16 protein-coding genes are annotated in these 14791 nt (G+C 41.1%); 12 read left to right on the top strand and 4 right to left on the bottom strand.

Annotated elements, in window-relative coordinates; all coding sequences use genetic code 11:
• Positions 1-2: 2 nt before the first annotated feature.
• Positions 3-1715, top strand: coding sequence for a sodium:solute symporter (locus J0X14_RS14000; RefSeq protein ID WP_207098419.1), 1713 nt, complete (start codon positions 3-5; stop codon positions 1713-1715).
• 46 nt (positions 1716-1761) lie between these two features.
• Here the strand turns inward: J0X14_RS14000 and J0X14_RS14005 are convergent, their stop codons facing one another.
• Positions 1762-2610 (bottom strand): DUF2911 domain-containing protein, encoded by an 849-nt coding sequence (locus J0X14_RS14005; RefSeq protein WP_207098420.1) that lies wholly within the window; start codon positions 2608-2610, stop codon positions 1762-1764.
• Positions 2611-2798: 188 nt separating this feature from the next.
• Between J0X14_RS14005 and J0X14_RS14010 the strand changes: the two genes are divergently transcribed.
• The 11 genes from J0X14_RS14010 to J0X14_RS14060 all read left to right on the top strand — a co-directional run bounded on the left by J0X14_RS14010 (position 2799) and on the right by J0X14_RS14060 (position 12419).
• Complete coding sequence (locus tag J0X14_RS14010; RefSeq protein ID WP_207098421.1) at positions 2799-3296, top strand: SRPBCC family protein; 498 nt, start codon at positions 2799-2801, stop codon at positions 3294-3296.
• Between the two features lie 5 nt (positions 3297-3301).
• Positions 3302-4618, top strand: coding sequence for a cryptochrome/photolyase family protein (locus J0X14_RS14015; protein ID WP_207098422.1), 1317 nt, complete (start codon positions 3302-3304; stop codon positions 4616-4618).
• A 99-nt stretch (positions 4619-4717) separates the two neighbouring features.
• The gene (locus J0X14_RS14020) at positions 4718-6151 is read left to right on the top strand and encodes an amidohydrolase (RefSeq protein WP_207098423.1); all 1434 of its coding nucleotides are present in this window, start codon (positions 4718-4720) and stop codon (positions 6149-6151) included.
• A 10-nt stretch (positions 6152-6161) separates the two neighbouring features.
• On the top strand, positions 6162-7046 hold the full coding sequence (locus J0X14_RS19075; protein WP_242528035.1) for a VOC family protein: 885 nt from the start codon (positions 6162-6164) through the stop codon (positions 7044-7046).
• 2 nt (positions 7047-7048) lie between these two features.
• Positions 7049-8053 carry a pirin family protein gene (locus J0X14_RS14030; RefSeq protein WP_207098424.1) on the top strand — a complete coding sequence of 335 codons (1005 nt, stop codon included), beginning with the start codon at positions 7049-7051 and terminating at the stop codon, positions 8051-8053.
• Between the two features lie 178 nt (positions 8054-8231).
• Complete coding sequence (locus J0X14_RS14035; RefSeq protein WP_207098425.1) at positions 8232-10202, top strand: tetratricopeptide repeat protein; 1971 nt, start codon at positions 8232-8234, stop codon at positions 10200-10202.
• A 129-nt stretch (positions 10203-10331) separates the two neighbouring features.
• Positions 10332-10673, top strand: a complete 342-nt coding sequence (locus J0X14_RS14040) for an ArsR/SmtB family transcription factor (RefSeq protein ID WP_207098481.1) — start codon at positions 10332-10334, stop codon at positions 10671-10673.
• Positions 10645-11103 (top strand): SRPBCC family protein, encoded by a 459-nt coding sequence (locus J0X14_RS14045; protein ID WP_207098426.1) that lies wholly within the window; start codon positions 10645-10647, stop codon positions 11101-11103. The genes J0X14_RS14040 and J0X14_RS14045 overlap by 29 nt, the downstream gene beginning before the upstream one ends.
• Entirely contained in the window at positions 11103-11600 is a 498-nt protein-coding gene (locus J0X14_RS14050) for an SRPBCC domain-containing protein (protein WP_207098427.1), read from the top strand. The genes J0X14_RS14045 and J0X14_RS14050 overlap by 1 nt, the downstream gene beginning before the upstream one ends.
• A gap of 11 nt (positions 11601-11611) precedes the next feature.
• Positions 11612-11992, top strand: a complete 381-nt coding sequence (locus J0X14_RS14055; protein ID WP_207098428.1) for a DoxX family protein — start codon at positions 11612-11614, stop codon at positions 11990-11992.
• Between the two features lie 10 nt (positions 11993-12002).
• A complete protein-coding gene (locus J0X14_RS14060; protein WP_207098429.1) occupies positions 12003-12419 on the top strand; it encodes an SRPBCC family protein in 417 nt (138 codons plus the stop codon).
• Between the two features lies 1 nt (position 12420).
• Here the strand turns inward: J0X14_RS14060 and murA are convergent, their stop codons facing one another.
• The 3 genes from murA to J0X14_RS14075 all read right to left on the bottom strand — a co-directional run bounded on the left by murA (position 12421) and on the right by J0X14_RS14075 (position 14759).
• Complete coding sequence (gene murA / locus J0X14_RS14065) at positions 12421-13728, bottom strand: UDP-N-acetylglucosamine 1-carboxyvinyltransferase (RefSeq protein WP_207098430.1); 1308 nt, start codon at positions 13726-13728, stop codon at positions 12421-12423.
• Between the two features lie 15 nt (positions 13729-13743).
• Positions 13744-14388: a DUF4290 domain-containing protein gene (locus J0X14_RS14070; RefSeq protein ID WP_207098431.1), complete on the bottom strand. Its 645-nt coding sequence runs from the start codon at positions 14386-14388 to the stop codon at positions 13744-13746.
• Between the two features lie 83 nt (positions 14389-14471).
• Entirely contained in the window at positions 14472-14759 is a 288-nt protein-coding gene (locus J0X14_RS14075; RefSeq protein ID WP_207098432.1) for a DUF493 family protein, read from the bottom strand.
• Positions 14760-14791 lie beyond the last annotated feature (32 nt).

Below are 14791 nucleotides of genomic sequence, written 5' to 3' on the forward strand. Positions count from 1 at the left end.
TAATGGGATTATTAGATTGGATCATTCTAGGTAGCACACTGCTGTTCATTGTTGGATTTGGCGTTTGGAGAACCCGCGGAAGCAAAAACGTTGATGACTACGTCCTCAGTGGCAATGATGCCAAGTGGTGGACCATTGGGCTTTCCGTGATGGCCACACAGGCCAGTGCCATTACTTTTTTATCCACTCCAGGGCAAGCTTTTCATGATGGGATGGGTTTTGTGCAGTTCTATTTTGGATTACCCCTCGCCATGATTGTCATCTGTCTGGTTTTTATACCTATTTACAAAAAACTTAAGGTATTTACTGCTTATGAAATGCTGGAGGGCAGGTTCGACCTAAAAACCCGTACCCTAACTGCCATTTTATTTTTGATTCAACGAGGCCTTGCTGCAGGTATCACCATTTTTGCACCCTCCATTATCTTATCAGCTGTTTTGGGATGGGACTTGCGCACGCTGAACATCATCATTGGAATTTTGGTAATTATCTATACGGTATCTGGAGGGACCAAAGCGGTTAGTGTGACCCAAAAACAGCAGATGTTCATTATAATGACGGGGATGTTCTTTGCCTTTTTCTTTATTCTGGGCTCTCTTCCTACTGGGGTTTCTTTTGGGGAGGCCCTAAAAATTGCAGGCGCCAACAACAAATTGGAAATTCTGGATTTTACTTTTGACACCAACAATCGGTACACCTTTTGGAGTGGAATCACAGGTGGGTTCTTTTTGGCCTTGGCCTATTTTGGCACCGATCAGAGTCAGGTACAACGGTATCTTTCCGGAAAATCTGTCCGGGAAAGTCAATTGGGGCTTATTTTCAACGGTATCCTTAAAATCCCAATGCAATTTTTTATTCTATTGGTCGGGGCGATGGTGTTTGTGTTCTATCAATACAATGCCTCACCCTTGAACTTTAATCCCGCCGCAACCCAAGCTGTTCTGGAATCTGAATATGTTGACGATTACAAAGCTTTGGAGCAAGACCATTTGGGATTGGAAATGGAAAAAAAGATTGCCCAAAATGCCTTTTCGGCTGCTCTTGAACTTAAAGAGTACAATGCCATTGAACAGGCAAAACAGGATATCATTAAAATAAATCAAAGGGAAAGCACAAACAGGGAAGCTGCCCGGCAACTGATTGCCCAGGCCGACTCTGTTGTAGAGACGAATGACAAAGATTATGTCTTTATCCATTTTATCTTGAACAACCTGCCCGTGGGGCTTATTGGATTACTATTGGCGGTAATTCTATCAGCAGCCATGTCTTCTACGGCATCTGAATTGAACGCACTTGGCACCATTACCGCACTTGACCTTTACAAAAGAAACAACAAAAAAGAACAGGACGACGCACATTACCTATGGGCCACAAAAGGATTCACATTACTTTGGGGAATCATTGCCATCATTATAGCATGTGTGGCCAATCTTTTTGATAACCTCATCCAATTGGTGAACATTATCGGTTCCATATTTTACGGCAATGTTCTGGGTATTTTTCTTTTGGCCTTCTTCTTTAAGTTTGTGAGAGGCAACGCAGTATTTGTTGCGGCCATCGTTACCCAAATAATCGTGATCATTGGATGGTATTTGGACTGGATGTCTTATTTATGGCTCAATGCTTTTGGATGTGTTCTGGTTATTCTTTTGGCTATGATTACACAAGCTTTTGATAATTTTTTAGGGAACTCCCATCCTGAAATAGAGTCATAAAAAAACCCACTTATAAAGTGGGTTCTTATCTAGGTTTAAATGCTTTTTATTGCATCTCCCATTCCTTTAAGGACTCTTTGTTCATTTTCACATAGTCCGCGTTTCCGGCAGCCTGGGCCTCTACCAAAGATTTTTTGGCAGCCTCAATAGCTCCTTTGGTATCTCCTGTTTTTGCGTAGATCAAGGATTGTACACGTGTCATCCAAAACGCTTTGTCATTCATGGAAACCGCTTTGTCTATCCATTGCTTGGCTTCTCCCATATTCATACCCTCTTGATAGTAATATTGGGCGGCAGCAAAATAGTCGTTGGCGGAAATGTCCGAACCAGACATTACCTTTTGAATACTAGCGGTAGCTTTAGCCACCGTAGGAACAACAAACTTAACACCTACATATACTTTTTCCCACATCAATCCCAAGCTAGCTCCATCATTGTGCATGTCATCGATGGAAATGGTGAACGTTTCAATAGGCATAGGTATAGGATAAACTTCCACTTTTACAGTAGCCGCAACTTTAGAAGCATCCCATTCCTGTGGTAATCCGCCATTTTCCGAATCTGTGTAGAAAATAACTTCCCAAACCGCTTCGGTAGGTCTGGTATAAATGGCATAGGTTCCAGCTTTTAAGTCCTTACCCTCCACTTTTACGTCATCGCTGAAAGTGATTTTGGTATTCATGTTGGCACCTGTTCGCCAAACGGCGTCATAAGGAACCAAATCCCCGAAAATAGTCCTACCCCGCATTGAAGGTCTTGAATATTCCACGGTAACTTCTGTTAACCCAACAGTCTGTTTCAATACTGAAAAAGGACTGGGGGCCGGTGTCTGAATCTGTGCTTCCAACGATATGGTAAGCAGAGCAACAAACATAAATAATACAAATTTTTTCATAGGAAATAGTGTTTAAATTGTTAGCTAAACAAAACTAACTAGAATGAAAATTACAAGCGTTAAGAAATTCATAAAAGAACACATCAGACAGCGCTAGTTCATCTTGACCTGAAGTCAAGAATCAATAAATTTGTTTAACTTTTTATAAATATAGTTAAACATTTTGTATTTTTGTACAAATCGTATTGATGAAATTATATCAGCTCTGTGCAAAACAATTCTTGCCCATTTCAAAGGAAGAGGGTTGGGAGTTTTTGTCAAATCCCAAAAATTTGAAAACCATCACTCCGCCCCACATGGGTTTCCATATAGTATCTGGCGGTGATGAGCCCATGTATTCTGGGCAGATTATTCAATACGTAGTTAAGCCATTTCCTTTTATGTCCACAAAATGGGTTACTGAAATCACCCATTTAATACAAGGTGAATATTTTGTAGATGAACAACGATTTGGTCCCTACGCACTTTGGCACCACAAACATTTTATAAGGGAAACATCCCAGGGCATTGAAATGAAGGACATCATTGATTATAAATTACCTTTTGGAATTTTAGGCCAATTATTTCACTCGCTTATCATAAAAAAACAACTGCAAAAAATTTTTGCGTACAGAGAACAAAAATTGACCCATCTCTTTGGCAAGGCAAACAATCTGCAAAGCAGCTTGGAATTCAGAAGCATTTAAGGATAATGAAAAAAGATAGAATTTCAATTTTTTGGTTTCGGCGCGATTTACGGTTGGATGACAATATGGGGTTGTACAAATCCCTCCAAAGTGAACACCCTGTACTCCCCATTTTTATATTTGACCCAGAAATTTTAGATAAGCTTCCCAAAGATGATTCGCGGGTATCTTTTATCCATCAACAGCTTCAGAAACTACATAATCAGCTCCAAAAAGAATTTCAAAGTGGGATTGCCCATTTTTTTGACCATCCGGTTTCCGTCTTCAAAAAACTGCAGCAAGAATATGAGATTCATACGGTCTTCACCAATCACGATTACGAGCCGTATGCCATTAAACGGGATTCCCATGTCCACGATTTCTTAAAAGAGCACAACATCTCTTTTGAAACATTTAAGGACCAGGTTGTTTTTGAAAAAGATGAAATCGTCAAGTCAGATGGTGACCCTTACGTGGTATACACGCCTTACATGAAACAATGGAAGGCAAAATTTAATCCATCTACAGATCTTGTGGAGTATGAAATCCAATCGAAACTAGGGAAAGGACTTTATAAAAATACAACCTTACCCAATCTTGGTCTCAGTGATATTGGTTTTGAACCTTCTAAAATAGCAGTGCCTGACTACCATGTTTCTCCAAACTTTATAGAAAATTACGAAGGCACCCGAAATTACCCCGCTAAAGAGCAGGGCACCTCAAGACTAGGTCCTCATTTGCGTTTTGGAACGGTTTCCATCCGAGAAATGATCAAAAAAGCCATCGCAGAAAAGAATGAGACTTTTTGGAATGAGCTTATTTGGCGTGAATTTTTTATGCAGATTCTTTGGCACTTTCCCGATACTGTTCACAAAGCCTTCAAACCCAAATACGACCGTATTGAATGGCGGAACAATGAACGAGAATTTGAGCTTTGGAAATCAGGACAAACTGGCTACGCCCTTGTGGATGCAGGGATGCGGCAACTAAACCGTACCGGGTATATGCACAACCGCGTTCGAATGCTTGTAGCCAGTTTTCTTTGCAAACATCTGCTGATTGATTGGCGTTGGGGCGAAGCTTACTTTGCCGAGAAGTTATTGGACTATGAAATGGCCAGCAACGTGGGCAATTGGCAATGGGCCGCTGGTAGTGGCGTAGATGCCGCTCCGTATTTTAGAATCTTCAATCCCATGACCCAAGTGGATAAATTTGATGCTGAAAAGAAATACATCAACCAATGGGTGCCTGAATTACAAGAACTTAGCTATCCCCAAAAAATGGTTGATCACAAAATGGCCCGTGAACGGTGCTTAAAAGTCTACAAACAGGCTGTTGGTTAATGCATTTTCAGTATTTTTAGTACCCGTTTGACCTTTGTGGGTTTTGGCCAAAACTCAGAAGGTTGAATTACTGAATAACTAACTCAAATGTTTTTTAAAATGAAAAAAATCACAATTGTATTGCTATTGGGTCTCATTTCATTGAACCTCTCGGCTCAAAAATTGACCAAGGATAAAAAAGCGATCATCGCATCCGTTGAAAATCATAAAGAGAACCTTATCATGCTCAGCGACTCGATTTGGGCATTGGCTGAAACTGCTTTTGATGAGTCAAAATCTGCAGAACTTTTGGCTGATTATGCTGAAAAAAATGGAATGACCGTTACGCGTGGTGTTGCTGATATTCCTACGGCCTTCACTGCTACCTATGGTTCTGGTAAACCCGTTATCAGTGTATTGGGTGAATTTGATGCACTTCCAGGGCTTTCCCAAAAAGCGGTGCCTACCAAAGACCCAAGAATTGAGGGAGCTCCTGGCCATGGCTGTGGTCATAACATGTTTGGGGCTGCAAGTTTGGGAGCTGCAATCGCCATAAAAGAGCAAATTGAAGCTGGAACTATTAAAGGAACTGTCAAATTTTTGGGAACTCCCGCTGAAGAAAAATACTTTGCCAAGGTTTGGATGGTAGAAGCTGGTCTTTGGGACGATGTTGATGTAAATGTAAGCTGGCACCCTGGCGCCAATATCGAAGCAGATGTACAAAGCGGACTTTCTTTGGTGGATTTTATAGTGGAATTCTACGGACAAGCAGCCCACGCCTCCGGTGACCCATGGAATGGCCGAAGTGCTTCAGATGCCTTGGAACTATATACTACAGGAATCAACTACTACCGTGAGCATATAAAACCAACTTCACGGATTCACTATCATATTCAAGATGGCGGACAAGTAGTGAATGTTGTGCCAGACTATGCAAGATTATGGGTACGCGTTCGTGACCCCAAGCGGAAAGTGATGCTACCAACCTACGAAAGGGTTAAAGCAATGGCCGAAGGGGCTGCCATCATGGCCAATGTAGATTATAAAATATCGTTGGTATCAGGAATTTATGAAGTATTGGTAAATCGTGCCGGTGGTAAAATTATGCAGGAAAACTTGGAGCTATTGGGCCCAATTACCTATACCGATGAAGAAATTGCTTTTGGAAAAGGAATTCAAAAAGCCACTGGAAAACCCGAGGTGGGCATGGACAGTGAAATCAAGCCCCTAAAAGAAACCGAAGAGCTTCCTGGAGGGGGTTCCACGGATGTGGGTGATGTAAGTTGGAATGTACCCAACATCAACCTAAGCGTTACCGTGGCACCAAAGGATACCCCTTGGCATTCCTGGGCCGTTGTAGCCTGCGGAAGTATGAGTATTGGTCACAAAGGGTTGGTATATGCCTCTAAAGCCATGGCCATGACCATGCTGGACCTTTTTGAAGACCCCAAGCTGGTTGAAGAGGTGAAAGAAGAATTCAAAACCCGAAAAGGGGATGAAAAATATGAACCCATGATTGATGGCCCACCTCCAATCAATGGAATTGGAGGGTAATAAAATTAATATGAAAAAAATATTGTCAATAAGCCTGCTCCTTGCAGGCTTTTTCAACCTAGAGGCGCAGCAATCGGAACTTGCTGTTTTTGAACCGCTATTGGGCAAAACATGGAAGGCCGAAGGTTCTTGGGGAGATGGTTCCAAGTTCAAGCAAGAGACCGTGTTCACGTATAGCTTGGATAGCACCCTTGTTTTGGCCGAATCCAAAGGATACACCAATCAGGAACAAACTACTTTCGGACCAAGAAACCATGGAATTCGCAAATTTGATTCTGAAAGCAATTCGTTGAAATTTTGGGAGTTTGACGTTTTTGGTGGCGTTACCCAGGGGACTATTGCCACAAAAGGAAGAGACATCATCTATACGTATGATTACGGAGGTTCCATGGTCACTGACTACTGGAAATATGTGGATGCCAACACCTATGATTTTACTGTGGGGAGTTACGAAGATGGTGCTTGGAAGCAAACCTATTTGCAAACCCAGTTCAAGGCCAATACATTCGATTTTGGATTTCAGTATGACCATTATTCCATTGTGGTGACCAAACTTATGGAGACCGGTGATTTTTATCGAGATATTCTTGGTTTGACTGAAATTCCCCATCCCGATAAAGCTCCAGGATTCCGATGGTTCCAGATAAAGGGTAACACCCAAATACATCTTATCAAAAAAGAAGTGGCCGACTTCAGCAAAAATAAAAGCATGCACCTTTGCTTGGCCACACAAGATCTGGAAAAATTCATAGAACATTTAATGGCCAATGATATCGATTTTTATGATTGGCCCGGAAACAAAAGCTCCATCACGGACCGTTCCGATGGTGTAAAACAAATCTATATTCAAGATCCTGAAGGCTATTGGATTGAAATAAACACTGCAATTCATTAATTATGAGCAACCCCATTCTACAGACTTTTCCACTGGGTTTTCCTTGGCAGACCCAAGACCCATTTTTATTTTGTGTGTACCATTTAGATCATTATCCCAATGGAAATGGAAACATGGGTCCAGACCCATCCTTACTTGAGGATCGAAGTTTGGGAAATGACTTCAATCCCGGAGCTAAATGGCGGATGTACCACGGGCAGACCATTCCTGGGTTTCCGTATCATCCCCATCGGGGATTTGAGACCATCACCATTGTGAATAAAGGGTATTGCGATCATTCTGATTCCTTGGGGGCAGCAGGAAGATTTGGTGAAGGAGATGTGCAATGGATGACCGCTGGTAGAGGTGTACAACATTCCGAAATGTTTCCCCTACTCCATGACGATGTGGAAAACCCTCTGGAATTGTTCCAAATTTGGCTCAACTTGCCCAAAGCCCATAAATTTGTGGAACCCCATTTTAAAATGCTCTGGCATGAGGATATTCCTGTTGTTGAAGAAGACAATGCACAAATTAAAGTCATTGCAGGAAATTATAAAGGCCAACAAGCCAGCGCTCCCGCTCCCGATTCCTGGGCAGCCAATCTCGATAATGAAGTAGCCATCTGGAACATCCATGTAGAGGCCAATTCTGAATACATGCTCCCAAAGGCTGACTCCAAGGTAAATCGTACCCTTTATTTTTATGAAGGTTCTGAAGTTTTCTTTGAAGACGGAAAAATCATTCCCAATTTTGGGGTTGACTTGGATTCTTCACAAGAAGTTGCCCTAAAGGTGGGGGATAAAAAAGCCCATTTTCTACTGCTCCAAGGCGGACCTATTGAAGAACCGGTGGCCAAATACGGTCCTTTTGTAATGAACACCGAACAAGAAATCCAACAAGCCATGGAAGAATACCGCTTAACCCAGTTTGGTGGTTGGCCTTGGCCCTACCCAGATAATGTACACGACAAGGAAAAAGGCCGTTTTGCGCTTTATCCAGACGGGAAATTGGTCGAAAAAGGGTGATTGAAAGCTTGCGAAACCGCATCAACCTCCAATCTCCAATAAGCATTGATTGAATTTGTCAGAAGTTAATACATCAGGCTAAAGAGAAACCTTCAGTTTTGGTTTACTATGCCAATATCTATAAACCTCAAGCAGCAATTTAATTTGGTTTATCTTACCTTATAGGCAAAATATGGGTATGACGTTGCTCAAATCATCCTCCTGCCTAGTTATCATTTGCTGGCTTGCCATACAAACAGGTTTTGCCCAAACCCATGAAATTGATAGCCTTCAAAACGTATTGACAACCGCCAAGGATACCACAGAAATCAATACAATGAATATCCTTGGGGCCCGCTTGCGTTCCCATGATAAAGAGAAAGCCCTTGAATATCTCCATAAAAGTGTGGAAAAATCCAAACAGATTGGATTTGCCCAAGGAGAAATTCAGGGACTCTATTCCATTGCCCTGACCCATGGTATGACAGGAAGTTATGCCGAATCCCTTGATTATTTGAATAGATGCTTGGTCTTGGCCAAAGAGCATCAAGATTATGAAAGAATGAATTATATCTATAATTCCATGGGGATTGTATATAAGAGCATTGGGGACTATCCCACCAGTCAAAGCTACTACCTGAAACGCATTAAGCTCATTGATTCATTAGATTTAGATCAAGATACGTCTTCACCCTATATTAACTTGGGAGTGCTTTATGATTTAATGGGGGAACAGGACAAGGCTATAGAAAGCTATGAAAAGGCATTGGAGGTCTATAAAGGGGATGAACGAGAAGAAAGGGAAAGTACGGTGCTGATTAATTTGGCACTTATAGATTTTAAGAATGAGAATTTCGAAAAGGCTTTGGAAAAATTCCTGAAAGTAGCTGCTTATGATGAAAAACAAGGTGATAATATTGACCTATGCAATAGCTATTCTGAAATTGGGCGTTGTTATATAGAGTTGGGACAATGGAGACTGGCCAATGAGTATCTACAAAAATCATTGGACCTTGCCATACAGCTCTCCATAAAACAGGAAATCACCACGGCCTACTACCGCCTTGCCGACCTAATGTTTCGGCAGAAAAAATTTGAGGAAGCAGTCCACTACTCCAATCAAAGTCTTGATGCCCTGGAAAATATGGGAGGATATGAGCAAAAAAAGAACGGTCATGAAATTGCTTATAAAATCTATGAGGCCGCAGGTCAATTGCCCAAGGCCATTCATCATCTCAACCAAACCATGGCCTATGGAGACAGTCTTTTGAACGAGACCAAAATCAAAGAAATCCAAGACCTACAAATACAGCACGATGTCTATCTAAAAGATAAAGAGATTAGAGAGAATGAGTTGCAACTTGCTCTACTGAATACTCGTGTGGCACTGAACAACAAGCGGTTGACATACCTTGTAATCATTACCATATTGTTGGTTTTTTCAGCTGGTTTGCTTTATTTCCGATACAGAAGCAAGAAGCGGTCAAATAAGGTCCTTCAGGAGAAAAATGAGCTGATCTCCGAACAAAAAGAGGTCATTGAGGACATGAACACCCAATTGGAAAAACGCATGCTTCGTGCCCAGATGAACCCTCATTTTATCTTTAATTCCCTAAGCTCCATTCGGTATCTTGTGAGTTCAGATGACAAAGAATCCGCATTGTCTTATCTGAACAAATTTTCCAAACTGCTTAGACAAGTTTTGGAGACCTCCATCAATGTGAGTTTGGTACTGCATGAGGAAATTGAGCTGCTCAAGATCTATGTGGAATTGGAAGCCCTACGCTTTGACAATTCTTTTAGTTATACTTTCAATGTTGATGAAAACTTAGACCTATACCAATATGAAGTTCCCATGCTCCTTGTGCAGCCCTATATAGAAAATGCCATTTTGCACGGCCTCCTACCCAAAGAAGGAGCAAAGAAATTATCGGTTTCGTTCAAAGATAAAAAGGAACACATCATGTGCATGATAGAGGACAATGGCGTGGGAATTGGCCAGAAAAAAAATCAGAAAAAATCAGAAAAGCAATCTCGGGGAATGTCCATTACCGCCAAAAGAATTGAAGCGCTTAAAAAGTTCTCCAATGAAGAATTGGTCAGGGTAGAAAACTTGAATGATGGAAAAGAAACCGGTACCAAGGTTACTATTCTAATTCCAAAGGATTAAGACATTTATATCTTGTTACCCCCCATCATCTCTAATCATCAAAAATTTTTTAGTAAATAAATTTGTGTAGCCAAATGACTTCGTATATATTTGTAGCCATATAGCTTCATATTTCTATAACTTTTCATGATGAAACTTAGACGAGATCCTTTTCAGGCCATAGCAGACCCAACCCGGAGAGCTATTTTGGTGTTATTGGCCACCCAAACTATGACGGCTGGGGAAATTGCACAGAATTTTGATGCAGCCCGCCCCACCATTTCCAAGCATCTACGCATACTTGACGAATGTAATCTTGTAGCCTCCAATCAGGAAGGGCGAGAAGTTCATTATGAGTTGAGGATTGATAAAATGAAGGAAATTGATCTGTGGTTGGAGCAGTTTAAAAAGATTTGGGAAGACCGATTTGACAACCTTGACAAGTATTTAGCTAAAATTCAAAATGAAAGAAAAAATGGAAACACAAAATAGGTCGGTACATATAGCAAGAACGCTCCAAGCTCCTATTGAATTAGTTTGGGAAGTATGGTCAAAACCTGAGCACATTGCACAATGGTGGGGACCCAGTGGTTTTACCAATACCATCCACAAAATGGATTTTCAGGATGGTGGTGAGTGGAATTTTATAATGCATGGGCCCGATGGCAAAAATTATCCGAACAGAAGTGTTTTTAAGGAAATTGTCCCCTTTGAAAAAATTGTCTATGAACATTTCAATCCCCACTTTATAACAACTGTGTTATTTGAAGCCAAGGAAGAGGAAACAATAATTGATTGGACAGTAGTGTTCGATACGGCTAAAATGCTCCAAACTGTTATTAAAGCGCATAAAGCGGATGAGGGCTTAAAACAAAACCTAGAAAAACTTGCAACTTATTTATCTAAACAAAAACCAATGTGATGAACACAAATCTGTTATTTGATTTTACTGTCGACAAGACCAATAGTACGGTTATCGTAAAACGAGAGTTCGCCGCAGTGAACGATGTGGTCTGGGATGCCTTTACAATACCTGAAATTTTAGATCAATGGTGGGCTCCAAAACCGTGGGTGTCAAAAACCAAATCCATGAATTTTGAAGTTGGGGGAACCCGACTTTATGCCATGTGTGGCCCTAATGGTGAGGAGCATTGGGCTTTGGCCGACTTTACTTCCATCTCTCCTAAAACCAATTTTCAGTTTACGGATGCATTTTGCGATTCCGATGGAAACAAAAATGATGAATTTCCCCAATCCAAATGGAATTTGGATTTTGAGAATCAAGAAAACAGCACCTTGGTCAACATTACCATTACGCACGAAAGTCTGGAAGATTTGGAAAAAATAATTGAAATGGGCTTCAAAGAAGGCTTTTCTATGGCTTTGTCTGGATTGGATACGGTATTGTCAAATTCATAAACTATAAAACCATGAAACAAAAAATAACAAAAGTACTCAGCATATTGTTTGGCTTGATGTTCATTAACGCAGGATTGAACAAATTTTTTAATTACATGCCCGTTCCAGAAGACCTCCCGGAAAGCCTTATGCAAATGATGCAGGCCATTATGACCATTGGTTGGTTGATGCCTTTGGTAGCCCTCGTGGAAATTGTAGGTGGCTTCCTGTTTATTTTCGACAAAACCAGGGCACTTGGGGCCATTGTTATTCTCCCTGTAATGGTGGGAATATTGTTGACAAATACTATTACCCACATTTCAGGATTGCCCATAGCTCTCATATTTGCCGCTATTAACCTATGGGTTATCGTTGAAAACTGGTCCAAATACCGACCAATCATATACTCTTAATTCAGAAAAAATGGAAACACCACAAATTACCATAAACACCAACATAACTGCCAATTTGGATAAGGTTTGGGACTTTTATACCAATCCTGAACACATTACGCAATGGAATTTTGCCGATGACAGCTGGCATTGCCCATCGGCTAAGAATGATTTACAAAAAGGTGGAAAATACATTGCCCGAATGGAAGCCAAGGATGGCAGCTTCGGATTTGATTTTGAAGCTGTTTATAACGAGGTCGTTCCTAAAAATAAGATAGTTTTCACCCTTGGAGATGGAAGAAAAACGATTATTCTTTTTGAGGAATCCAATAGTAAAACCAAAGTGACCATAACTTTTGATGCTGAGAAGGAAAACCCCATCGACATGCAAAAAGATGGTTGGCAGGCCATTCTAAACAATTTCAAAAAATACACTGAATCACACTAAACTATACCCTAACAATATTGGCACCAATGGCTCTTAAGCGCTCGTCAATGTTTTCGTAGCCACGGTCTATCTGTTCAATATTATGGATGGTTGATGTGCCTTTGGCCGAAAGGGCTGCTATCAATAAGGAAACCCCTGCTCTAATATCTGGAGATACCATGGTTGTGGCCTTTAAAGTCGATTTAAAATCGTGCCCGATAACCGTAGCGCGATGTGGGTCACAAAGAATAATCTTCGCTCCCATATCAATCAGTTTATCCACAAAGAACAAACGACTTTCAAACATTTTTTGATGGATAAGCACTTCTCCCCTGGCCTGAGTGGCCACCACAAGAATGATGCTCAATAAATCAGGGGTCAGACCTGGCCATGGCGCATCTGCAATGGTAAGGATGGAGCCATCAATAAAATTCTGTATCTGATATCCTTTTTCATGTTTGGGGATAAAGATATCGTCATCTTTTTTTTCTACACTAATGCCCAACTTTCTGAAAACCGCCGGAATAAGCCCCAAATCATCCCAGCTCACATTTTTAATGGTCAGCTCACTTCGGGTCATGGCGGCCAAACCAATCCAACTGCCTATTTCAATCATATCGGGCAGCATGGTGTGCTCTGTACCTCCCAATTGTTCAACACCCTCTATAGTCAACAAATTGGAGCCAATACCTGAGATTTTTGCTCCCATTCGGTTCAACATCTTGCATAATTGCTGCAGGTAGGGTTCACATGCCGCATTGTAGATGGTGGTTGTGCCTTCGGCCAAAACCGCAGCCATTATAATGTTTGCGGTACCGGTCACAGAGGCTTCATCCAAAAGCATATAGGTGCCTTTAAGCTTGTCGGCCTCCACACCATAAAAGTACTCTTCCCTGTTGTACCTAAATTTTGCACCTAGTTTAATAAATCCCTCAAAATGGGTATCAAGTCTACGTCTCCCAATTTTATCGCCACCAGGTTTTGGAATATATCCTTTTCCAAATCGGGCTAAAAGGGGACCGACCAACATAATGGAACCGCGTAAACCACGGCCATCTTCTTTGAATTTTGAGGATTGCAGGTACTCTAAATTGATGTCATCTGCCTTAAATGTGTAGGAACCCCTACCCTTTTTTTGGATTTTGACCCCCAAATCTTCCAGAAGGGAAATGAGTTTATTGACATCCAGGATGTCTGGAATATTGTTTATGGTGATTTTTTCTTCGGATAGCAGTACGGCACAAAGAATCTGAAGTGCCTCGTTCTTTGCTCCTTGGGGTGTTATCTCACCATGAAGTTGGTGTCCACCCTCTATTCGAAATGTTCCCATGTATTGCTTTGGAATTTAATACCTTTTTTTTCTGCCGCGTTTTCCTTTTTGTCCATTGTTGCTTCGGTTGGACTTGGACTGTCTGTTCTTCAGGAATTGCCCACTCTCGGTCAAGTTCTCACCATCACCAGCCAAATCAATCTCGCCGTTGCTCAGCTCCTTCAAGTGTCCAAAAATAACCACATCCTCCACCGTGTCCTTGTTCCAGTTCAGGTAGCATTTTTTCATGTGGTTGGCTATGGCATATTCCAAGCCGGAACGCATATCACCTTTTTCCCATTTTACCGCCACATCAATCATCCGTTTGATGTTGTTTCCATAAAATCGGTATTTAGGATGATTCTGTGGATATTCCAATGGCTCGGGACGTTGTTGCAGTACTTCTTGGGAAGTAATGGGAAAGGGAGAGTCCACATCCAATTTAAAATCGGACATAATGAACAATTGATCCCATAATTTATGCTGGAAATCAGGAACATCCCTCAAGTGGGGCTGAAGATTCCCCATAACACTGATAATAGACTGAGCCACTCTATTGCGCTCATCCCTATCCGCAATGGAAACAGCATGGTCCACCATTTTTTGGAAATGACGGCCATATTCAGGAATGATAAGCTGTGAACGTTCTGTATTATATTCTAAGTTCTCTACTGTATTCAAATTAAAATGTTTATGAAATTAAATTAACGGGAAGTCTATCCGATAACGTCTGCAAAATAATAAAATTATGGCAATCTGCGGATTTAAAGGGAAATTACCCCTTCCACAACAGCAACTTCCTTGTATTTTAAGATTACCTCATCCGGATTCTTTAGATGCACTGTTATGGAAAGACTGGTGTAGGTGCCCTTTTTTGATTTTTTGGACTCGATTACTGCGCCAGTATTGTCAAAAATATCATGAATCTGTGCAATACGATCTTCATCTGTTGGAACAATGAATTTATAAAGGTAGTTTGAAGGCCAGTTGGTATTTTCCAACAGTTGCTCTCTAAGCCTCTCATAAAACTCATCCGTATTCTCCTTCGCCATGCCTATTTTTTTACAAATATATGGCTTAACCT

This window comes from Allomuricauda sp. CAU 1633 (assembly GCF_017313225.1).
Lineage (GTDB): Bacteria > Bacteroidota > Bacteroidia > Flavobacteriales > Flavobacteriaceae > Flagellimonas.

Coding starts and splice junctions, on each gene's coding strand:
- murA (WP_207098430.1), bottom strand. CDS start 13,728: ATGGGAACATTTCGAATAGAGGGTGGACACCAACTTCATGGTGAGATA.
- J0X14_RS14060 (WP_207098429.1), top strand. CDS start 12,003: ATGGAAACACCACAAATTACCATAAACACCAACATAACTGCCAATTTG.
- J0X14_RS14045 (WP_207098426.1), top strand. CDS start 10,645: ATGAAAGAAAAAATGGAAACACAAAATAGGTCGGTACATATAGCAAGA.
- J0X14_RS14010 (WP_207098421.1), top strand. CDS start 2,799: ATGAAATTATATCAGCTCTGTGCAAAACAATTCTTGCCCATTTCAAAG.
- J0X14_RS14030 (WP_207098424.1), top strand. CDS start 7,049: ATGAGCAACCCCATTCTACAGACTTTTCCACTGGGTTTTCCTTGGCAG.
- J0X14_RS14075 (WP_207098432.1), bottom strand. CDS start 14,759: ATGGCGAAGGAGAATACGGATGAGTTTTATGAGAGGCTTAGAGAGCAA.
- J0X14_RS14015 (WP_207098422.1), top strand. CDS start 3,302: ATGAAAAAAGATAGAATTTCAATTTTTTGGTTTCGGCGCGATTTACGG.
- J0X14_RS14050 (WP_207098427.1), top strand. CDS start 11,103: ATGAACACAAATCTGTTATTTGATTTTACTGTCGACAAGACCAATAGT.
- J0X14_RS14005 (WP_207098420.1), bottom strand. CDS start 2,610: ATGAAAAAATTTGTATTATTTATGTTTGTTGCTCTGCTTACCATATCG.
- J0X14_RS14020 (WP_207098423.1), top strand. CDS start 4,718: ATGAAAAAAATCACAATTGTATTGCTATTGGGTCTCATTTCATTGAAC.
- J0X14_RS14035 (WP_207098425.1), top strand. CDS start 8,232: ATGACGTTGCTCAAATCATCCTCCTGCCTAGTTATCATTTGCTGGCTT.
- J0X14_RS14000 (WP_207098419.1), top strand. CDS start 3: ATGGGATTATTAGATTGGATCATTCTAGGTAGCACACTGCTGTTCATT.
- J0X14_RS14040 (WP_207098481.1), top strand. CDS start 10,332: ATGAAACTTAGACGAGATCCTTTTCAGGCCATAGCAGACCCAACCCGG.
- J0X14_RS14055 (WP_207098428.1), top strand. CDS start 11,612: ATGAAACAAAAAATAACAAAAGTACTCAGCATATTGTTTGGCTTGATG.
- J0X14_RS19075 (WP_242528035.1), top strand. CDS start 6,162: ATGAAAAAAATATTGTCAATAAGCCTGCTCCTTGCAGGCTTTTTCAAC.